The organism is Nocardia testacea NBRC 100365 (assembly GCF_000308775.1).
In the GTDB taxonomy this organism is placed as follows: Bacteria; Actinomycetota; Actinomycetes; order Mycobacteriales; family Mycobacteriaceae; genus Nocardia; species Nocardia testacea.
In genome coordinates, this window is the sequence record NZ_BAGJ01000165.1 from 57,398 (window position 1) to 77,912 (window position 20,515).

Annotated in this window: 16 protein-coding genes; 7 read left to right on the forward strand and 9 right to left on the reverse strand. The window is 69.6% G+C overall.

The window, feature by feature from the left end:
• The first annotated feature begins 69 nt into the window (after window positions 1-69).
• A complete protein-coding gene (locus ON38_RS22175) occupies window positions 70-1,503 on the forward strand; it encodes an AAA family ATPase (RefSeq protein ID WP_039826846.1) in 1,434 nt (477 codons plus the stop codon).
• A gap of 695 nt (window positions 1,504-2,198) precedes the next feature.
• On the opposite strand, the gene mftG is transcribed toward ON38_RS22175, so the two are convergent.
• The 4 genes from mftG to mftA all read right to left on the reverse strand — a co-directional run bounded on the left by mftG (window position 2,199) and on the right by mftA (window position 6,890).
• Window positions 2,199-3,656: a mycofactocin dehydrogenase MftG gene (mftG, locus tag ON38_RS22180; RefSeq protein WP_039826847.1), complete on the reverse strand. Its 1,458-nt coding sequence runs from the start codon at window positions 3,654-3,656 to the stop codon at window positions 2,199-2,201.
• Between the two features lie 19 nt (window positions 3,657-3,675).
• Window positions 3,676-5,076 carry a mycofactocin biosynthesis glycosyltransferase MftF gene (gene mftF / locus ON38_RS22185; protein ID WP_039826848.1) on the reverse strand — a complete coding sequence of 467 codons (1,401 nt, stop codon included), beginning with the start codon at window positions 5,074-5,076 and terminating at the stop codon, window positions 3,676-3,678.
• 193 nt (window positions 5,077-5,269) lie between these two features.
• The gene (gene mftC / locus ON38_RS22190) at window positions 5,270-6,775 is read right to left on the reverse strand and encodes a mycofactocin radical SAM maturase (protein WP_083873011.1); all 1,506 of its coding nucleotides are present in this window, start codon (window positions 6,773-6,775) and stop codon (window positions 5,270-5,272) included.
• Between the two features lie 16 nt (window positions 6,776-6,791).
• Entirely contained in the window at window positions 6,792-6,890 is a 99-nt protein-coding gene (gene mftA, locus ON38_RS35065; RefSeq protein ID WP_306306692.1) for a mycofactocin precursor MftA, read from the reverse strand.
• A gap of 326 nt (window positions 6,891-7,216) precedes the next feature.
• On the opposite strand from mftA, the gene mftR2 reads away from it, so the two are divergent.
• Both mftR2 and ON38_RS22200 read left to right on the forward strand, forming a co-directional pair.
• Window positions 7,217-7,867: a mycofactocin system transcriptional regulator MftR2 gene (gene mftR2 / locus ON38_RS22195; protein WP_245564155.1), complete on the forward strand. Its 651-nt coding sequence runs from the start codon at window positions 7,217-7,219 to the stop codon at window positions 7,865-7,867.
• A gap of 67 nt (window positions 7,868-7,934) precedes the next feature.
• Window positions 7,935-8,990: a ferredoxin--NADP reductase gene (locus ON38_RS22200; protein WP_039826849.1), complete on the forward strand. Its 1,056-nt coding sequence runs from the start codon at window positions 7,935-7,937 to the stop codon at window positions 8,988-8,990.
• A gap of 159 nt (window positions 8,991-9,149) precedes the next feature.
• Here ON38_RS22200 and ON38_RS22205 read toward each other — a convergent pair whose 3' ends face one another.
• On the reverse strand, window positions 9,150-10,415 hold the full coding sequence (locus ON38_RS22205) for an FAD-dependent oxidoreductase (protein WP_039826850.1): 1,266 nt from the start codon (window positions 10,413-10,415) through the stop codon (window positions 9,150-9,152).
• 7 nt (window positions 10,416-10,422) lie between these two features.
• The gene (locus tag ON38_RS22210) at window positions 10,423-11,694 is read right to left on the reverse strand and encodes an MFS transporter (protein WP_218000821.1); all 1,272 of its coding nucleotides are present in this window, start codon (window positions 11,692-11,694) and stop codon (window positions 10,423-10,425) included.
• Window positions 11,695-11,864: 170 nt separating this feature from the next.
• Between ON38_RS22210 and ON38_RS22215 the strand changes: the two genes are divergently transcribed.
• Window positions 11,865-12,746, forward strand: a complete 882-nt coding sequence (locus ON38_RS22215; RefSeq protein ID WP_039826851.1) for a LysR family transcriptional regulator — start codon at window positions 11,865-11,867, stop codon at window positions 12,744-12,746.
• Window positions 12,747-12,789: 43 nt separating this feature from the next.
• Here ON38_RS22215 and ON38_RS22220 read toward each other — a convergent pair whose 3' ends face one another.
• Complete coding sequence (locus ON38_RS22220) at window positions 12,790-13,548, reverse strand: glutamate racemase (RefSeq protein WP_039826852.1); 759 nt, start codon at window positions 13,546-13,548, stop codon at window positions 12,790-12,792.
• A gap of 9 nt (window positions 13,549-13,557) precedes the next feature.
• The gene (locus ON38_RS22225) at window positions 13,558-14,757 is read right to left on the reverse strand and encodes an NAD(P)/FAD-dependent oxidoreductase (RefSeq protein WP_039826853.1); all 1,200 of its coding nucleotides are present in this window, start codon (window positions 14,755-14,757) and stop codon (window positions 13,558-13,560) included.
• A gap of 222 nt (window positions 14,758-14,979) precedes the next feature.
• Here ON38_RS22225 and ON38_RS22230 point away from each other — a divergent pair, with 222 nt between their 5' ends.
• Together ON38_RS22230 and ON38_RS22235 are read left to right on the forward strand one after the other, a co-directional pair.
• On the forward strand, window positions 14,980-15,336 hold the full coding sequence (locus tag ON38_RS22230) for an SPW repeat domain-containing protein (RefSeq protein WP_039826854.1): 357 nt from the start codon (window positions 14,980-14,982) through the stop codon (window positions 15,334-15,336).
• 322 nt (window positions 15,337-15,658) lie between these two features.
• A complete protein-coding gene (locus ON38_RS22235; protein WP_039826855.1) occupies window positions 15,659-17,758 on the forward strand; it encodes a hypothetical protein in 2,100 nt (699 codons plus the stop codon).
• A 396-nt stretch (window positions 17,759-18,154) separates the two neighbouring features.
• Here the strand turns inward: ON38_RS22235 and ON38_RS22240 are convergent, their stop codons facing one another.
• Window positions 18,155-19,168, reverse strand: a complete 1,014-nt coding sequence (locus tag ON38_RS22240; RefSeq protein ID WP_039826856.1) for a helix-turn-helix transcriptional regulator — start codon at window positions 19,166-19,168, stop codon at window positions 18,155-18,157.
• A 90-nt stretch (window positions 19,169-19,258) separates the two neighbouring features.
• Here ON38_RS22240 and ON38_RS22245 point away from each other — a divergent pair, with 90 nt between their 5' ends.
• The gene (locus tag ON38_RS22245) at window positions 19,259-20,503 is read left to right on the forward strand and encodes an FAD-dependent oxidoreductase (RefSeq protein WP_039826857.1); all 1,245 of its coding nucleotides are present in this window, start codon (window positions 19,259-19,261) and stop codon (window positions 20,501-20,503) included.
• The last annotated feature ends 12 nt before the right edge of the window (window positions 20,504-20,515 follow it).

Sequence of the window (20,515 nt, forward strand, 5' to 3'; positions counted from 1 at the left end):
GCTAATATCTATGTAGAAGACATCTACGTAGATGAATGCTACCGATGCAGTCACGGAGAGGCGGTTCAGGTGTCCGGATTCGTCGGCAGACAGAACGAGCTCGCGACGCTCGATATCAGGTTGCGGCGCGTCGCCGAATCGGCCGCCGGGTCCGCGGTGGCCATCCGGGGCCGACGCCAGGTCGGCAAATCCCGGCTGGTCCAGGAATTCTGCGACCGCGCGAGATTGCCGTACGTCTATTTCATGGCCACCAAGGGCGCTGCACCGAACGAATCCCTGGCTGCCTTTCTGCTCGAATTGCGAGAGTCGTCGCTGGTCGCCGACCCCGCACTGATTCCCGAACTTGCCGGCTCGTGGGCCGATGCATTCCGGATCCTGGCCGGGGTGCTGCCGTCGAGTCCGGCGGTGGTGGTGATCGATGAGCTGCCCTGGCTGGCGGAGCAGGACGCGAGCTTCGACGGCGTGCTCCAAACCGCCTGGGATCGGCTGTTGTCCCGGCGCCCGGTGCTCCTACTGCTCCTGGGTAGCGATCTGCATATGATGGAGCGCCTCACCGCCTATGACCGGCCGTTCTTCGGGCGCGCCGACAACCTGCCCCTGGGCCCGCTCGACCCGGCCGAGATCGCCGCCGCCACCGGGCTGGACGCGGCGGACGCTCTGGACGCCCACCTCATCACCGGGGGCCTACCGGGCATTCTGCGCAGTTGGCCGCACGGCACCGCGCCCCTCGACTTCCTGGAACAGGAATCCGCGGATCCGGCGGCGCCACTGTTCAGCGTGCCCGAATCCGCGTTGTTGGCCGAATTCCCATCTCCCGATCAAACACGTCGCGTACTCGAAGCGGTCGGCGGCGGTGATCGAACCCACGCGAATATCGCGGCCACCGCGGGCGGCCGCGCCGGCGCGATCGCATCCGGAAGCCTGTCGCCGATCCTGCGACGACTCACCGATGACAAACGAGTCCTGGCCATCGACGAGCCACTGTCCACCAGACCCGGCAAGCCCGCGCTGTACCGAGTCGCCGACAGTAACCTTCGGCTCTATCTGGCGGTTCTGCGTTCTGCGCAGGAACTTTCCCGCCGGGGGCGGTACCAGAGCGCGTTTCGGCTGATCCAGCGACGCTGGTCGACCTGGCGCGGCCGGGCAATCGAGCCTCTGATCCGGGAGTCGCTGGAGCTCGCCGCCCTCGCCGGTGCACTTCCCTGGCCGGAGGTGGAGACCGTGGGTGGCTGGTGGAACCGGCGCTTCGATCCCGAAATCGACTTGGTCGGCGCGGACCGCGGGCCCATCGCCCGGAACGTGTACTTCGCGGGATCGGTCAAATGGCTGGACACGCCGTTCGACGACCACGATATGGCCACCTTGCACAAATCGATATCGCAGATGCCGGACTACGAGCCAGGAAAGACCGGCCTGGTCATCGCATCGCGGTCCGGAACGGCCCGGTGCGATTCCGACCTGGTCTGGGGACCGGACGACATCTTGTCCGCTTGGAGCAGTTGAAACCCGTCACGGGTCGGTCATCCGACCATCCCGGCCGGGTACCGGGTTCGGTAACCGCGGGCCGATCACGCAACCATATTCCAGGAACCCCTGCCGGGGTTCGCTCGAAGTCGGCGCCGACGGGTCGCGGAGAGTTCGCTGAGCCTTCCGCACCGGCGCCGTACCTTCCCCGTGTCCGGCGCCGGGTGCGGATTCCCGGGTGGCCGGATCACGTTGCCGCAGCGGGCCACCCGAGGGACCAGAGTACAAGCTCGCGGTCCGATTCCCGGGAGATCCGCCCGGGGTGTCGAAAATGGAGATGCAATATTGCACGGTGCCGCTTGATATTTCGCCGGACCGACCCCGGTGAGCTGTATCCCCGACCGATACAGCTCACCTACCACACCGGTTGTCCCGGCGCAGGCAGTGGGGGTACGCCGATAGCGTTCGGCCATACCTCGGTGGCGGCGATTCGCTCTCGGGCGCCGGGCAGTGACCGGACCTCTCCACAGCGGCCCGTCGTGATCACCGACCGGCGAATCGCACCGGTGGAAACTACCGCACCGGCCACGGCCGCGCCAGTGGGAGTTCCGAGGGTTGCCGGGGTGCCGGGCGGTCGGTCCGAGCGAGTTCGCCACCGGTTAGCACATCATCGAGTGCTCGATGGTACGAAAGGTGCTGGGCACTGCGATGGCAGGTGAGCGATGGGTCGCCATTCACCGCAACTCGGCGGCGGCCCGTTCCGCCAGCAGCACCACGGTCGCCTGCGGGCCACGGCTCAGCGGTACCGGGACCACGGACAGGTCCACCACGGACAGCCCGTTCACGCCGTGCACCCGGAACCGCTCGTCGACCACCGCGCGTGGATCGCCGGTGCGTCCCATCCGGCAGGTGCCGCCGAGATGCTGCGAGGTGCCGAGGCGGTCGTACAGCCACCGATCCGAGACCGGGCCGGCGGCCCCCACCGGTTCGGCGGCCATGGTGGCGAGGATCTGCGCGGTCAGTTCCACCGCCTCGCGCAGCCGGGTCCGATCGGCCCGGCTCCCGAGATAACTGTGCTCGATGCGCGGCGCGACCAGCGGATCGGCCGCGGCCAGCCGGATGGTGCCGGAGCTGGTGGGCCGCATCAGAGTCACGCCCATCCGGCAGACCCCCGGGGTGAACGCCACCGTATAGGGCCGGATCTCGATATCGTCGAACTCCAGGACATATTCCAGCGGGACTGTCCGGCCCGCCGGTGCCGGATGCCGGTAGTCGAGCCCGATTTCGGGGTGGTCGGTGAGCCAGCGCCCGACAGGTGCGTCGGCGACCACCGGGATACCCAGTGCCGCCGATTCTGCGGCCGGTCCGATACCGGACCGCAGCAGCAGTGCCGCCGATTCGATCGCGCCCGCGCACAGCACCACCCGGTCGGCCAGGATGGTGTCCGGTTCGCCGCCACGCAGGCAGTCGGCGCCGACCACCCGGTCGCCGTGGAAACGCAACCGGGTCACCAAGGTTTCGCCCTGCACCGTCAGATTGGTCCGGGACAGCGCCGGGAGCAGATAGGAATGCGCGGGCCCGATCCGATGACGCCGGCCCGAACCGTCGGGCGGCCCGACCGTGCACGGCACCGGGCCGATACCTGATTCGGGGCCGCCGGGTAGCGCGTTCCAGTCCGCCACCTCGCCGAATCCGAGTGCCCGGCAGGCCGCGCCGAATTCCTCGACCAATCGGGTGGGCGTATGCGTCCGGCGTACTGGGACCGGTCCCGCCCGGCCGTGGCCGGGGTGATCGCCGTAATCGTGATCGTTCTCCAGCGCGCGGAAATACGGCAGCACCGACTCGAAATCCCATGAGCGAGTACCCACTTCCCCGCTCCACGCCGCGAAATCCCGCGCGGCGGCCCGGATGAAATACGACCCGTTCACCGACCCCGAACCGCCGATACCGCGACCGCGCACGATGGTGCCCGGCCGGTCCGGCGCCAGATCCACGGAGTACCGCCACAGCCAGGCCGCCTGGTCGCCGAGCGGCAGGTCGGCACTGTCGGCGAGTTCCGGGGGGAAGTCGTCGGCCGACGCCCAGTGGCCTCCCGCCTCCACCACCCGCACGGTATGTCCCGGATCCTCGCTGAGCCTGGCGGCCAGTACACATCCAGCGGTGCCGGCGCCGATGATCAGCGTGTCCACCATGCGGGGTGACCTGCGCGGACTACTGGGGCGGGGCGGTCGGTTTGAGGGCGGCGGGGCTACCCGCCCGGATCGCGCCCAGCCACAGACCGGTGCCGTAGCCGATATCGTCGATCCGCCGGAACGCGATATAGCGCAGCGGATCCAGCCCGCCCGGCTCGCGATGGGTGTACCAGTCGACGGCGCCCTCGGCCAGCGCCAGCGACAGTGCGATCTGCCTTATCCGGCGCGAGAACAACATGGCGGCCAGGGTGATCGGCCAGTAGTGCCGGCACATGGCCGAGGCGATGCGCCACAGACCGGCGAAGAAACCGCGGGCCACGTAGATGGCCGCGACTCCGGTCGGGTTGTCGACGCCGGCGAACGCGCGACGCAACCGGCGCAGCGGCAGCAGCAAGGTGAGTCCCGCACCGAGCACGCCCCATCGGGTCCGGGTCGCCAGCAGCAGGGCCGCCGCCGCGGTCCATTTCGGTACCTGCAGCGGCGACACCATCCCCGCGTGGCGGTCGCTGAGCGGCGCGGCGCCGGTGCCGTAGAACATCTTGCGACGGAACCAGTCCCGGAACGACACCCGATGGTCGTGGGCCACATGCGCGGCCGGTTCGTAGCGGGCCCGCCAGCCCGAGCGTTCGAGGCGCCAGCACAGATCCACGTCCTCGGCGACCTGCATGGTCTCGTCGAAGCCGCCCTCGGCCTCCAGGACCGAGCGGCGCACCAGCAGTGCCGCGCTGGGCACATAGGACACCACTCCGCGTGATTGCACTGCCGATTCGCGGCGGCCCAGGTCCAGGGAGGAGCGGGTGTGCTCGTAGCGGGCCAGCGTATTGGTCTCCGGATCCAGCGCCACGATCCGGGGCGCCACCAGCGCCACCTGGGGGTCGCTGAAATGGCCGAGCATCACTTCGAGCCAGCCGCTGCGCGGTACCACGTCCGAGTCGAGGAAGGCCACGAACTGGGTCGTCGCGGCCCGCAGGCCGGTGTTGCGGGCCGCGGCCGGGCCGCGGCGCCGTTCGTGCCGGAGCACTTTCACCCGGCAGCGACCGGTGTGCTCGTCGGCGATCCGCACCTCGTCGTCGGAACCGTCGTCGACGACGATGACCGTATGCCCGCGCAGCGCGGCCAGCAGCCGGTCCAATCCGGCCGGGTTGTTGTGCAGCGGGACGATGATCGTCACATCCTCCGGCGACGGCAGCAGCCGCGGCCGGGGATTGGCCACCCCCGAATCCAGTAGCCGTCTGGCTACCACTGCCGATTGCGGGCTGTTCACCTCGAGATAGCCGTCGCCGATCATTTCGGCGGCCTCGGGAGCCAAGCGCAGCAACCGGGCAGGTGAACCTCCGATAAGGATTCGACCCCCCGAGTATGCGCGTACCCGTGGGTCGATCCGCACCCCGAATCCGTCGGGCAGGCGATCATTGCGCATTCCACGGATGGTAACTGCCGATTCGATACAAGACATCAGCAGTCCGGGAAAAAGTGTTTCGAGCCGGAGAAATTCCCGGAATCACCGGGAGCGCGGACATGAAATAGGTCACCACCGCCGTAGCACGGGTATGAAAAGCCGCCCGGAGCAACGATCTGGCTATCGGCGCTCCGGGCGGCTTCCCGGAAGTTCCTCACACGAGCGGACTCTCGTCGCACGCACGCGCCGGGCGCCGGGCCGGCGGCAGCAGCGTCAGCGGAACCGGACCCCCCGAACGCGATCGGCGCGGGGTGCTCTTGTGGGAATGGTCCACCGCCGGGCGCGGGATCACCCGGCCGGTGGCGGCCAGCGCCGCTTCCCCGTAGCCCTGGACGCATTCCGGGTCCGGACCGTCGGCGGGCAGCCCGGTGAAGAACTTCGCCGCCATACACCCGCCACGGCAGGAGTCGTAGTGCGCGCACGAGGCGCAGGCCCCGCCGCCGCTGGGCTCCCGCAACTCCTCGAACAGCGCGGATTCCCGCCACACCGTGGCGAAACCGCCGTCGGTGACCACGTTCCCGGCATGGAATTTCTCGTGGATGGCGAACGGGCAGGCGTAGACGTCACCCAGCGGATCGACCAGGCACACCACCCGGCCGGCCCCGCACATGTTCAATCCGGGCAGCGCCTGACCGTAGGCGGAGAGGTGGAAGAACGAATCTCCGGTCAGCACACCCTCGCCGTTGCGGACCAGCCAGTCGTAGAGCGTGCGCTGCTGTTCCGGAAGCGGATGCAGTTCGTCCCAGACGTCCGCGCCGCGACCCGACGGCCGGAGCCGGGTGAGCCGCAGGGTGGCGCCGTAGCGGTCCGCGATCTCCTTGAACTGGTCGAGCTGGTCGATATTGTGCCGGGTGGCCACCACGGACAATTTCGCGTCCCGGAACCCGGCGTTCGCGAGATTTTCCAGCGCCCGGATCGCCGTGGCATAGCTACCCGGTCCGCGGACCGCGTCGTTCACCTCGGCGTCGGCGCCGTCCAGCGAGATCTGGACGTCGACGTAATCGCTGGCGGCGAGCCGCTGCGCGACCTCCGGCGTGATCCGGACACCGTTCGTGGAGAATTTCACCCCGACCTGGTGCGAGGTCGCGTAATCGACCAGTTCCCAGAAATCCGGACGCACGGTGGGTTCACCGCCGCCGATGTTCACGTAGAACACCTGCATCCGCTGGAATTCGTCGATCAGTGCCTTGCACTGTTCGGTGCTGAGTTCGCCGGGATCACGCCGGCCGGACGAGGACAGACAGTGCACACACGAGAGATTGCACGCGTAGGTGAGTTCCCAGGTGAGGCAAATCGGCGCCGCCAGCCCCGATTCGAAACGATCCACCAGCCGGACCGCCGGGTCGGCCGGGCCTACCCCGGTGAAGGGCGCGGGCTCGCTGAGCACCGCGGTTTCCGGCGCCCGCTGGATCATCTGCGAATCGGCCAGTTCGGTCAGCGCCCGCACGTACGGGGCGGCGGCCGAGTCCTCGATCCCGGCGGCCCGGACGGCCGCGCGGGCCGAGCTGTGCCCGGGCAGGGAGCGCACGATCTCGACGATCCGCGGATTTTTCAGGAACGACAGTTTGCGGGTCCCGAAGTGGTAGAGCAGCGCACCGAAGGGCTCCGGTCGCAGCGCCACTCGGGGGTGCAACTGCCAGCGGTTTTCCAGATCGAGCATGGTTGGCTCCCGCCGGTCAGTAGACGCCGCACATACCGTCGATGGACACCTCTTCGATCAGCGATTCCTCGATCACCGGCGCATTGTCGGCCGCGTCGGTGTCGACGGTCGCGATCGGGCCGCGGTGATCGGTTCCGGCCGGTCCGAAGGAACGGTTGTCCGCCATGGCTACCTCCACAGATTGGTGCCTGCGCCGGCTCGATGCCGTGGTGACCCGCCGCTCGCGGCGCCGCTGGGGTACCGCCGGTGAGCCCCGGCACGATGCCGGCGCCGCGGTCGCCCGGTGCGACCACGGTCACACCATAACGTCATCCACTGACAAAATGGAACAGTTTTCGGGTAATGTCCACGCTCACGCCGAAACGCGACCTCTAGACTGCGGGGGCAGAGCAGCTGAACAGAACGTGACGAGCGGATGCCGCTCGACGTGTAGAGGTGGCAATGGGAGTCGTGCGAATGCAGACGAGCGGGGGTGGCGGCGGTAACGGCAGCACCCTCTCGGAGACCGAGATCGTCGAGGCGGCACTTCGGGTGGTACGTGCCGACGGGGTGGAGAAGTTGTCCATGCGACGACTCTCGCGTGAACTCGGCGTCTCCCCCATGGCGCCGTACTACTACGTCGCGGACAAGCGTGAGCTACTGGACCTGGTGGCCACCGCGGCGCTCACCGGGGTACGCAAACCGCCGCCCGACTCGGGCCCCTGGCAGGACCGCCTGGTCGATCTGCTCGCCCAGATCGACGAACGGCTGCGCCGGCACCCCGGCCTGGGCGATGTGCTCATCGAGCAGATGCTCGGGAAACAGCTCGACCTGATCGCCGGGATCATGGAGATCCTCTACGAGGCCGGGTTCGACGACCGCAATGTGCTGGCCGGTTACGCCACTATCCACACCTACCTGTTCGGCCGCCGCCGGGTGAACCCACGCAACCTCGACACCCCGCCCGATGTGGTGATGCCGGAACGAGTGGCCCGCGCAATGGAATATCTGCCCGATCTGCGCGGCAAGTATTCCTACGATTTCGGCGTGGGCGTCCTGGTCTCCGGCCTGGAGGGCCAGCTCGTCCGCCAACAATCCGCCGGCATAGGGTAAATTGGAACACGTTCTAGTTTTGCCGTAGGCTCGAAGCCACCGGCAACCAGTGTTTCGAGAGGACGAGATGACCACCGTCGAAGTGCCCCATGGCTCGCGATCCGTCGTATTGCGGGTCGCCCAGGTCATCGCGGAAACCACCGACGCGAGCTCGCTGGTCTTCGAGGTCCCCGAGCAGGCGCGGGAGAAGTTCGCGTACCGGCCCGGCCAATTCCTCACCCTGCGTATCCCCAGCGACCGCACCGGATCGGTGGCGCGCTGCTATTCGCTGGCGAGTTCGCCCTTCACCGACGACCTGCCCAAGGTCACAGTGAAGCGCACCAAGGACGGCTACGGCTCCAACTGGCTGTGCGACAACATCAAACCGGGCGACCAGCTCGAGGTGCTGCCGCCCTCCGGTGTGTTCACCCCCGCGGATCTCGACGAGGACCTGCTGCTCTGCGCGGCCGGCAGCGGTATCACCCCGGTGATGTCCATCCTCAAATCCGCGCTGGCGCGGGGCAGCGGCAAGATCGTGCTGCTCTACGCCAACCGCGACGCCGAATCGGTGATCTTCGCGACCGAACTGCGCGAACTGGCCGAGAAGCACCCGCAGCGGCTGGTGGTGGTGCACTGGCTGGAGACCCTGCAGGGCCTGCCCACCGTGACCGCGCTGTCGGAACTGCTGCGGCCCTACACCGAGTACGCGGCCTTCATGTGCGGTCCGAAGCCCTTCATGGACGGCGTGCACGACGCGCTCACCCAGCTGGGCGTCCCGCGCAATCGCACCCACGCCGAGGTCTTCAACTCGCTGGCCGGCGACCCGTTCGCCGACACCGCCCCGGCCGATATCTCCGCGGAGGAAGCCGCCGAAGCGGCGACCGTGGAGGTCGAGCTGGACGGTGAGACACACAACCTGAGCTGGCCGCGGAAACAGACCCTGGTCGACATCATGCTGGCGAAGGGCATCGATGTGCCCTACTCCTGCCAGGAGGGCGAGTGCGGCTCCTGCGCCTGCACGGTCCTCGAGGGCAAGGTCGAGATGGACAATGCCGAGATCCTCGACCCCGAGGACATAGAGAACGGGTACATCCTGGGCTGCCAGGCCCGGCCGGTCACCGACCATCTGCGTATCCAGTTCTGACGCCCGGCGTGCGTCCTGGGTCGCCGGTGTCCGGTACGACCTACCGGATACAGGCGAACCCGTCATCCGGGAATTCCCGGCGACCGGGAGCCCGCGAACCCCTCGATACGATCCGCCGGACGATCGTTGCCCGCGGGCTCCCGGTCGCGTTTCCGGCGGTCAGACGGGCACGGGCTCGGGTAGCCGGGCGCCCTGACGCTGGAGTTCCTCGCGCACACCCGCGGTGGTGACCTCGCCGTGGCGGGCCTGCTGCGCCGCCGCGACCCCGGCCGCGTGCCCGGTGGCGAAGGCGGTGCCCATCACGCGCAGGGACGCACCGGCCTGGCGGTCACCGTCGAGGGTGCGCCCGGCGGCGTAGAGATTGTCCGTGCCGACACTGCGCAGGCAGCCGAGCGGGATCGGGTAGAAACCGGGATCACCGATGAACTTCCAGGTGGACGGGATACCCGGGCCCGGGTGGTACTCCATCGGCCAGGCCCCGATCGCGACCGCGCTCTCGGTGGTGTCCGGGTGCAGGATCTCCGCCTCGCGCAGCCGGTACCGGGTGACGATATGGCGGGATTCGCGAGTGCCGAGCTCCGGGCCGGTGGTGACGATATAGGCGTGTTCGGCGCCGGGGATCGTCCGCACCACCGGCAGATACGCCTGGGCCTGCCGGCGCGCGCTGATCTCGGCGCGGGTGGTATCGGCGGCGGACCGGGCGTCGTAACCCTCGTCCACCAGGTACATGATGACGTCACCGGAGACCGGCATCCGGGCGACCAGCCCGGACTCGGCGAGCAGACCGTTCACACCGGCGGCCTTGGCACTGCGCACGGCCGCTCCGACGGTATCCACCGTGACCTCGGCATCGGGTGCGATACCCCCGAACCGGACACCGAGGCTGCCGTTCTGGACCCAGCCGTCGGTGCCGTAGCGGACCTCGGCGCCCGCGTGGTGCGCGAGGTCGGCGTCCCCGGTGGCGTCGACGAACGCGTCGGCGGTGAAACGGTGCACACCCTCGTGGTCGGCGACCTCGACGGCGGTGATGCTGTCGCCCTCGGTGTGGGCGGCGATCAGCAGGCTGTGCAGGCGGATGTCGACATCCGCCTCCCGGCACAGCTCGTCCAGCACGACCTTCACGTTCTCCGGGTCGAAGACCACGGTGACCGCGTTGAACCGGCGCGGCTCACCGACCGCACCGCGCGTCTTGAGCCGCGACACCACCTCGTCGGCGATACCGAAGACGACCTGCCGCAGGTCGTCGCGGGTGTAGAGGCCGCAGTAGGTGACGACATTGCGTAGCGTCGCGGCGCCGCCCAGGCACGGACCGCGTTCGATCAGCAGGGTGCGGGCCCCGGTCCGGGCGGCGCCCACCGCCGCGGCGATACCGGCCGATCCACCGCCCGCGACGATGACGTCGTAGTGGGTATTACTCGGGGTCATACGGGGGTCAAGCCTTTCCGTTGGCGGCGAGGATCAGCGCGGTGCCGTCGCCGGGTGCGGCGGCGCCGGCCGCCGATTCGCGATTGTCGGCGTCGCGGATGAAGAACATAGGGAGGATCGCCAGGCAGGGGCCCGCGGCGAGAACCAGGAAGACCAGCTGGAACGATCCGCTCGCGGCGAAGACCAAGCCGACCACGGCGGGCACGATGGTGCTACCGAGCTGCCAGAAGGCATTCACCCCGCCGGTCGCCGTCCCGGCGAGTTCGGCACCGGAGAGGGTGGGGATCATCGCCATCATGACCGGGCTGTAGATGTAGGCGGTGATCCCCAGGAACGGCGCGATCCACAGGAACTGGGTGGCGGTGGTGGCGAAACTGAAGGCGATCAGGCAGGCCACGAAGGCCGCCAGGATGGCGATCGTGAGCCGCCGTCGGCTCAGCCCGAGCGCGTCGCCGACCAGGCCGACCAGCGGTTTGGAGAACACCGCCACCGCACCGAAGATCACCACCACGGTGCCGGCCCGCACCGGATCGATACCGACGCCCTTGACCATCAGCAGGTTCGACCAGGTGATGAATCCATAGGTGCCCCACAGCGCGCCGAACCCGGCGAGTGCGATCAACAGCAGACCGCGATTGCGCAGCAGCGGGCGCAGATTCGGGCGGCCACCGGTCCCGGCCCGCGCCTCCACCAGCGGGCCGGGACGCAGCAGGATCAGGCACAGGACACCGACGACGATCGAGGTGAGACCGAACAGGTGATAGGACGTGCGCCAACTGTGCGATTCGATCAGCCGGGGCACGACAGCGTTCGCGATCACCAGCCCGAGCGAGGTCGCGGTCATGAAGACACCCATCGCGAAGCCGCGCCGCTGCGGGACGAACCAGCTGGTGAGGAGCTTGACACCGCCGCCCACCTCGGCACCCGCGCACAAACCGATACAGGCCTGGAAGAGCAGGCCCAGCGCATGGCTGTCGGCCTCGCCGAAGGCCAGCATGAACCCGCCGGAGAGCAGGATGCTCACCCCGACGGTTATGCGGGCGCCGAGCCAGTCGGCGACGAAACCGCCGATGGCGTTGGAGATCACATAGCCGATGTAGTAGGTGGTGGCGAAGACGCCGAGGCCGGCGACCGCCACCCCGAGGTCCTCGCCCACCGAGCCCGCCGCGGGGCCCCAAGTCGCCCGGTCGACCGAGGTCATCGTGAAGGCGGCCCAGCAGAGGGTCAACACCACCCAGCGATATCGGGTGTCGGGTGTTGCGGGGGTTATCGCGGTCACCGGAGGTCCTTTCGAGTGAAGCTGGGGCACCGGCGCCCGCGAGGCGTGGCGGCTGTGGTACCCACCACAATGCAACCGCGCGGACGGCTCGTGATCCAATGCCACTTGGCTGGCCCGGGTATGTCCTGAAGTTATGGCATACCGATCGGTATGGGAAATGGGGAGCAACGATGGAGCTACGACAGCTGCGGTATTTCGTCGAAGTCTTCGATCGCGGCTCACTGTCCGCGGCTGCGAAGGCGCTGCTCATCTCCCAACCGGCCCTCACCCGCCAGGTGCAGCAGCTCGAACGCGAATGCGGCGTGCCGCTCTTCGATCGGGTACCTGCCGGTATCGTGCCCACCCCGGCCGGGACCGCGCTCTACCGGCATGTCCTCACCCTGCTCCGCTACGCCGACACCGCGAAGGACGCCGCCCGGGAAGCCGGCCCGGTCCGCGAGATCGTGCAGATCGGCCTGGCTCCCGGCCTACCGCCCACCTGGCTCGGGCAAATCATCGACACCGTACGGGTGGCCGTCCCCCAGGCATACCTTTCGCTCACCGACGCCACCAGCACCGTCCAGCTCCAGCAACTGCGCGCCGGACGGCTCGATATAGCCTTCGTGCATGAGCCGCCCTCGGGCGAGCTGGTCCGCCACCGGGTCCTGGAGGAGCCGTTCGGGTTCGTCGTCGATCCGCGGCTGGAAGGCGAATTCTCCGGCGACATCTGCCCGCTGAGCGCCCTCGACGGCGTGGACGTGCTCGCGCACGCCCGTGACCAGGTCCCCATCGGCCACGACCGGCTGGTGTCGGCGGCCCATGAGGCCGGGATCAGGCCGCGGTGGCATTTCGCCAACTACACCGAGAACGCGCGCGCCTGTCTGCACGCCACGGGAGCGAGCGGGGCGATCCTGAGCCGCACCACCGCGGGCCGGTTGCTGCCCGGATGGGTGTGGCGGCGGCTGGTCGACCCGCCGATCACCATGCAGACCTGGATCGTGCGCCAGCCGGTGGCCCGCGGCACCGTCACCGCGGTCGCGGACACCATCGCGGGCTCCTTCGGCATCGACTGATACGCGCGGAGCAGCCCGGCGCCGGCCGCCCGCGCCGGCGGCCCTACCGAGCTCCCAGGATCCGGCCGGACTCGTACGCCGCCGCGCCCGGCGGCAACACACCGGGCCGGCCGCTCAGATACACCTGGACGGTCCCGTCGCCGGTTGTCGCACCCCCCAGCGCCTCCATCCGGCGCACCGTCTGCGCGGCCACGGCCTGCGCGCTGTCGAACAGCCGGACGCCGTCGGGCAGCGCGGCGAGGATGCTGTCCACGATCAGCGGGTAGTGGGTGCAGCCCAGCACCACGCCCTCCACATCGGCGGGCGTCCGGGACGCCGCGTCCGCCACGGCCGCGCGCACCCCGGCCATATCGCCGCGGTCCACCGCTTCGGCGAGTCCGTGGCAGGCCACTCCGGTGACCTTCGCCTCACCGCCGAACCGGGCGATCAGATCCGCTTGGTAGGGGCTGGCCGTGGTGGCCGCGGTCGCCCATACGGCCACCGACCGGCAGGCCGCAGCGGCCGGTTTGATCGCCGGGACCGTACCCACCACCGGGATCGCGGCCCCCAGATCGGCCCGGACGTGTTCGAGGGCGGTCACGCTGGCGGTGTTACACGGCAGCACGACCACCTCGGCACCCAGGTCACGCGCGGCACGGCCGGCCGAGACCACCCGGTCGATCATCCAGTCCTGTGGTTTGGGGCCCCACGGCGCCCCGTCGGGATCCAGCTGCAGCAGCAGATCCACATCGGGGCGCAGCTTGCGCAGCCACGCCGCGGTGGGCAGCAGCCCGAAACCGGAATCGATGAGCGCGACGATCACCCCAACAGGTTATTGAGTCGCGCCCAGCAATTCCTCCACCGGGGCGGCCGCGGCGATCTTGGCGCGCATCTTCATCACCTGACCTGTCATCCCGGCGCCCACCACCCCGGACAATCGGCCGTCACGGAAGTAGTAGGCGAGGAACTTACGACCGTCGTCGGCGAGGATCCGGATATCGTCGGTCGCGCGCGGCGTACCCAGCGCCTGCAACTTCAGGTCGTACTGATCACTCCAGAAGTACGGCACCTGCGGGATACTCGGCGCCGCCACCCCCAGCAACGCGCAGGTCAGCAGCTTGGCCTGTTCCCCGGCATTGGTCCAGTGCTCGATCCGGCGGTGTTCGCCGGTCACCGTCCGCCACGCCGCCACATCGCCGACCGCCCAGACGCCGGGCACATTGGTCCGCCCGGCCTCGTCGGCGAACACTCCGCCACCGGCGGCCGGTTCGGCCAATTCGATCCCGGACCCGGCCAGCCAGTCGGTCACCGGGTACGAGCCGATACCCGATACCACCAGGTCCGCGGCCACCTCCGATCCGTCGGCCAGCCGCGCGCCCCGCACCCGGCCCGCCGGATCGGCGAGCAGCTCGGCCACCCCGACCCCGCACCGCAGATCAACGCCTTCGGCTCGGTGCCACCGGGCCACCAGTTCACCCGTCTCCGCGCCGAGCACCCCGGCCAGCGGGGCGGGTTGCGGCTCCACCAGTACCACCGGCACGTTCTCCGCGCGCAGGCCGGCGGCCAGTTCACAGCCGATGAAACCGGCCCCGATCACCAGTGCCGCGGTGGTGCCGGGCAGCCCCTCCCGGATCGCGACCGCGTCGTCGTGGCTGCGCAGAACGCGGACCCCGGTCACCTCGTCGGCGCCGGGCAGCAGCCGGGGCCGCAGCCCGGTCGCGATGACCAGGTGCTCGTAGGCTAGGGCGGACCCGTCGGCCAGCCGTATCCGCCTGGCGGCGGTGTCCACGCCGGTCGCGGCCGTACCCAGGCGCAGATCGATCTTCTTCTCGTCGTAGAACTCGTCCGGGCGCAGCGGTGTCGCGGTCGTTTCACCGCGGACGAACTGCTTGGACAGCGGCGGACGATCGTAGGGCGCGCGCGATTCGTCGCCCAGCAGCACCAGCTCGCCCGTGTACCCCGCGCGGCGCAACTCCTCGGCGGTGCGCAACCCGGCCAGGCCGGCACCGGCGATCACGATCGGTGCGGACATACCGAACTCCCTCCCCGCGGCACCCGGCGCCGCGCCTGGAACAGGTTACAGAAAATCGTGTAGCTCACCCTAACTTGCCCTGGCCCCCGGCGGAAGCGCGTCCGCTGCGCATCATTTCGCCGCGCAATCGTGTCCGTTGCGATATCGACCGGTCGCGTCCGGACACGATATACCGAGGTCAGGCCCTGTCAACGGACCTGTTTCCAGTCTCAGGAGGCCACTATGTTCACAGAAAGCCGGACCCAGGATTTCCTGGCCGTGGTGCTCGGCGTCTTCACCGCCCTGTCCCCGATCTGGGTGGCGACCAACGACCGGGCAGTGTGGACGATGATCGTGCTCGGAGCGCTCATCGCACTCACCGGACTCGCCCAGATGTACCGGCCCGCGATGGCGGCGGCCGACTACGGTATGGCACTGTTCGGCGCACTGCTGTTTCTCGCACCGTGGGTTATGAACTACACCAGCTACAACGGGGCGTCGTGGACGTCGTGGGTCGTCGGAATCGTCACCGTCGTACTCGCCGTCGCAGCACTGCCGGCAGTGGCCGGCCGGATGCACGGGGCCGCGACGCACCACTGATCCGCACCCACCTCGACGAGCTACCCGCCGGCCGAGCCCGGCGGGCAGACTCATATGCGCCATCGACACCACCGGGAAAATTTCGAGGGGGCCCGACAGACCCGGCGCGCAAGGGGTCCGCGGTGGGCCCATCTGCGCCGGTTTCCGCACATCCCGCCGTCCGGGCACGTCAGAGCCGCGTATCCGGGTGCCCCGGACGCGGATACGCGCACCGGCGGCTCCCGGCCCGGGATGTAATACTGATCACCACCGGCGGCTCACGCACGATTCATGGGCTTCGCACACTAGAACGATATCCACCCCGGCGGGTAAGAATGGGCCCATGGATGCCGAAAATGCCAGCCTCGGAGACGAACGTCGCGGCCGCCAGGAGGAGTACGGCCGCGCGCAACCGAACTCCGAGTCGAGGGGCTTCGCCGGCTTCGGATCGAACGAATTCGATTCGGCGAATGGGACGAACGGCGCCACGAACCGAACCGATTCCGTTCCGGATCGCGGTTATACGTGGACCCCCGCACCACCGTCCACTCCTACGCAGAACCAGCACAGCACCGGCGGTTCGGCGGCACTGGACCCGTTCGCCGCGTGGAACACCCCCGGGGTCATCGGTGACACCGCCGCGGTCGGTGTCATGACCTCCGGTGATCAGGAACCGGATTCCCGCTTCAGCACCTCACCGACGGACCCGTCCCAGTTCCCCGCACCCCCCGACGACCCCAACGGACCGGATACCGCCGCCCTGTCCACCCGGCGCGGTGCCGGACCCGCGAGCGCGCCCGGGCAGACCGATCCCGCGGCGCTGCCGCGAATCCCGCAGCCGGGTCCCGGCCAGGGCGGCGAACACTCGGCCGCGCTGGCCTCCTCGGCCCGTATCCCCGCACCCGGATCGCCGTACGCGGCCGAGTCGGCGCCCTCCGCCGATCCCACGGTCCCCGCGTCGGGCGGTCGGCTCGGTTCCGATCCGTTCTCCGTTCCGACCACCCAACTGCCCACCTCGGGCTCGATGGAGGCCGCCTACCCGCTGCCGCCCGAGACACCGCAGCGACCCGATGCCTACGGCGATTCGTCCGCGGACACCGGATCGCTGCCGAGCTGGCTCAGTTCGATCGGGGACGAACCGGTACCACACCCGCTGGAAACCGGCGGGCGGCGCCGCAAAGTCGATCTCACCGAATCCGGCGCCTCCGCCGAGTCTTTCAACCCGTTCGAGGATCAGCATTCGCCCGGCCACGAGGAGAACTCCGCGGCCACGGTCACCGATTCGCATGCGCTGTCCGGAGCCCCGAACGAGGACCGCGAGCCAGCCGGCGATCCGGTCGCCCGGCCGCAACTGCCGTCGCGTGGACTGCCCACCCGCGGCCACACCGCACCCGGGCCCGGCACCGAAGAGGATTCCGCCGCCCCGCCGCTGCCCGCCCGGCGCCTGCCGCGGTCGGCGGCCCGGCACGCCCCCGCCCCGGCCGAGGAGCCGAACGCGGTGCCGAACGCCCACGAGGCGCTGCCGGCGAACTCCGCGAGCCCTCCGGATCCGGCCGGCAACCCGTCCGACGCCTCGGACAACGACCGCGAACTGCCGGCCCCGCGTCGGTTGCCGCGATCCGCGGCCCGCTACAACACCGACGACGAACAGCCCGGCGCCCACGGCGATCAGCAACCCGCCCTGCGCCTCGCGGCACAGCCCGAGGAGGCGGATCCGGCCGACGAGACCGGCGCGCATACCGCTCCGCCGCGGCTGGCACCGCCGGACGGCACCCCGATCCTCGACCGGCTGCTCGATCCCGAACCCGCGCACGGTATCGACCACGACGAATCCGGCGCACCGGTGGCCGAATTGCTCACCCGGATCCTGGAGTCCGAGGATCCCGTCTCCCGGCACGCCGGATCCGACGAGCCGGGTGAGGAGGCACGGGAAACCCCCGCGGCGGCCGTATCGCCGCTGACCCTCGTACCCGACGCCGCGAACGATCCGGCCCCGGAATCGGGTGACGGCGCCGATGCCCGGCCACCGCTGGAAACACGGCGCTCCCGACGGGCGCGGGAGGCCGCCGAGGCCGAAGCGGCCAAGTCCGCCGCTCCGGACCGCACGGAGGCGACGCTGTCGGGCCCCGCTCCGGAACCTGTACCGGCACTGCCGGCGGCCCGGCGCCCGGCACCGGTGGAGGACACCACATCCCGGCACGGCCGCAGCGAGGAAGGCGCCGACATAGACATCCACCTCATCATGCGTTTACTGACCGCGAGTGATGATCTCGAAGTCCTCGCGGGACAGGCGGAGACGGGCGAGGTATCGGCCGCGGAGGTGGCCCGCGCGGCCCGCGAGGCCCGGGCCGCGGTCCTCTCCGCGGTCACCGCCTGGTACGGCGGCCCGGCCCAGATGGTGAAGTTCGCCAACGCCCTGCTCCAGGCAGCACGTGAGAACTGAAATCGCTTTCTCGACGGTGCCGTTGCCTGCGCCCGGCAGCGGCACCCTCCGGACAAGCGCGGCACGGCAGTGCCGGCATGCGCACACCGCGTCGCCACTTCACCAGACGGCCAACACCCCCAGTTCCCGTGGCGGGCCTGGTAACGCATACCTAGATGCATGAGCCGATCCGCTTCCGGAGAAGTGGTGAATTCGATAGTCACCCGATAACCGTTTTCGTGGAACATGTTCGCAATTCCGGCTACCGGTCCGTCGATTCGGCCCCGACCTCCAGCAGCACGTTGCGGCGGCCGGTGACGGCCATATCGAGCGTGCCTTGCCGAGGAGCGCGGACTCCCGTCGCCGGGTGGAGATACGGATTATCGAGCCCGTCTGCGAGGGACGGCGCCTCTGCTCTCACCGGTGCGCCGGTTCGGTGTCACCGGCGACGGTCCGCCACCGTCGTACCAGTCGACGGCAGGCGTCCACCAGTTCCGGAGGCTCGACATCGGTGAGGTCGGTATCGAACGTGGCGAGCAGTCCCGCGACACCGGCCCAGGACCAAGCGCCGACGGTGAGCCGGCAGTGATCGGAATCGAGATGCTCGACAACCGATCCACCGGGCGCCCAGCGCGCGACCGTCTCCGCCGGCAGATTCAGCCGCGCACTTCCGGTGCACTCCCACGCGGCCGGAGTGTCCCCGCGGTTGTGGGTACTCATGACCAGGCCGGCGAGATCGCCGCCGGGCAGCTCGCGGGGTGTGAACCGGATACCCGTGGGCGGGTGCAGGTGGAGCCGGTCGAGTCGGTGCACTCGCCAGCCGACGTCGGCGTGGTCGTAGCCGACCAGGTACCACCGGCCCGCCCAGACCACCAGGTGGTGGGGTTCGATGCGCCGGGCCGGCGCGAACTCGGCGGTACCGGGGTCGGGGCGAGTGCCGTCGGGTCCGAGGGTTTCCGCGATGAGCATCTCGTGACGGCGTACGGCACTGCCCGCGGCCTGCAGTGCCGACGCCTCGATGGGCGGCGCCGGGAACTCCCAGTAGTTCTGCAAACTCGTCAGCCGCAATGCTTCCACGGCCGCCCGTAGCCTGCCGGGCATGACCTGCCCGAGTGCCTCCAGGGCCCGTTCGGTGTCGGCTGCGAGACCGGACACCGTGGTCGGGGCGGTCTGTAGCGCTACGGCGACCGCGAGCGCTTGGTCCTCGTCGAATTGCAGTGGGGGCAGTATGTGGCCCGCCCCGAGCCGATAGCCGCCTGCCGGCCCGCGGAGCGTGACAACCGGATAGTCGAGCGAGCGCAGTGTCTCGATATCCCGCCGGACGGTTCGCTCGCTGACCTCCAGCCGGGCGGCGAGGGCACCGAGCGACCAGCTCCGTCGGGTGGCGAGCAGCGACAGCAGGCGCAGTGCGCGCCGGGAGGTATCGGCCACCGCTTCAAAGTAGTGGACATTCGACGGCCACTACCGATGGCAGTGTCGGGCCGGAAATCGACCGACATCAGCTCGAGGAGCCGGAACACAATGCGCATCATCATCGTCGGAGGCGGGATCGGCGGCCTGGCGCTGGCCGCCGGACTACGCCGGCACGATTTCGAGGTAGCGGTCTTCGATCGCGATCACGACGTCGCACGGACCGGGGGATACCACATCACACTCGACGGCCGCGCACAGGCGGCGCTCCGGGAACTCGTCGCACCGGAGATCTTCGAGCGGCTCTTGCGGTCTGCGTCGGCGTTGCGGCTGCGCGACCGAGACGCACTCTGGGACCGGCGCGGGCGCCTCCTGGCGTACGGGCCGCGGCTCGGCGACAGCCCGAGCGTGGATATCGACCGCATCACCCTGCGGACCATTCTGGCCGACGCGGTCGGACCCGACCTGCGGCTGGGCCGGACGGTCACCGCGATCGCCCACTCCGCGGACGGCGAACCCTCGGCGGTATTCGCCGACGGACCCGCGTGCCGAGGTGATCTGCTGGTGGGCGCGGACGGCGCCCACTCATCGGTCGCCCGATATCTGGCGGGCGGACCCACCAGCGAACCCACCGGGATAATCGGTTTCTCCGGCCGGACCGGCGCCGAACACCTCGGCAGTTCCGAACGACAGCGGCTCGGCTCGCGCTCGAGTATGGCGTTCGGCCCGCACGCCACGGCGCTGTATATCGGTTTCCTCGACCCGGTGGGCAACGCCGTGCTCGACGCGCCCGAGGGCCGGGAGGCGGTCACCACCGGACCGACCTACATCTGGGGCGCGATGTTTCCCGAGTCCGCCACGACCGAGGCGATGCGTACGCTTCACGGCACCGCACTGCGGTCTGCGCTGCTCGCCGCTTTCGGCCGCGGCGGCTGGAGCCGGCGCACCCTCGAGGTCGTCGAACGAGCCGAGACCGGCAGTATCGCCGCCTTCCGCTTCAACGCGGCCTCGACCCGGGCCCAGGACCTGGCCCCGTGGGCCGCCGGCTCCGTCACAGCGCTCGGCGACGCTGTCCACGCCACCCCGCCCACTGCCGGTATGGGCGCCGGAGCCGCCATCCGAGATGCCGCGAGTCTGGTGGCGCATCTGCACTCGGTGGCTTCCGGTACGACCACGCTGCCCGTGGCCGTGAGCCGATTCGAAGCGGAGATGCGGATACGCGGAAGTGAAACCCTCACCGCGGCCATGCGGACCGTGCGCTGGATGCGGGCCACCGATACCCCGCTCGGGGCAGTGGCCACCTCGACGGCGACCCCGATACTGGCCGCCGCCAACAGGCTCACGCGCAGGCACTGAACCGACCGTCCG

Excerpts from the sequence above, each read along its gene's own strand:
- mftG (WP_039826847.1), bottom strand. The coding sequence starts at position 3,656 with ATGGTGGACACGCTGATCATCGGCGCCGGCACCGCTGGATGTGTACTG.
- mftF (WP_039826848.1), bottom strand. The coding sequence starts at position 5,076 with ATGCGCAATGATCGCCTGCCCGACGGATTCGGGGTGCGGATCGACCCA.
- mftC (WP_083873011.1), bottom strand. The coding sequence starts at position 6,775 with ATGCTCGATCTGGAAAACCGCTGGCAGTTGCACCCCCGAGTGGCGCTG.
- mftR2 (WP_245564155.1), top strand. The coding sequence starts at position 7,217 with ATGGGAGTCGTGCGAATGCAGACGAGCGGGGGTGGCGGCGGTAACGGC.
- ON38_RS22200 (WP_039826849.1), top strand. The coding sequence starts at position 7,935 with ATGACCACCGTCGAAGTGCCCCATGGCTCGCGATCCGTCGTATTGCGG.
- ON38_RS22205 (WP_039826850.1), bottom strand. The coding sequence starts at position 10,415 with ATGACCCCGAGTAATACCCACTACGACGTCATCGTCGCGGGCGGTGGA.
- ON38_RS22215 (WP_039826851.1), top strand. The coding sequence starts at position 11,865 with ATGGAGCTACGACAGCTGCGGTATTTCGTCGAAGTCTTCGATCGCGGC.
- ON38_RS22225 (WP_039826853.1), bottom strand. The coding sequence starts at position 14,757 with ATGTCCGCACCGATCGTGATCGCCGGTGCCGGCCTGGCCGGGTTGCGC.
- ON38_RS22230 (WP_039826854.1), top strand. The coding sequence starts at position 14,980 with ATGTTCACAGAAAGCCGGACCCAGGATTTCCTGGCCGTGGTGCTCGGC.
- ON38_RS22235 (WP_039826855.1), top strand. The coding sequence starts at position 15,659 with ATGGATGCCGAAAATGCCAGCCTCGGAGACGAACGTCGCGGCCGCCAG.
- ON38_RS22245 (WP_039826857.1), top strand. The coding sequence starts at position 19,259 with ATGCGCATCATCATCGTCGGAGGCGGGATCGGCGGCCTGGCGCTGGCC.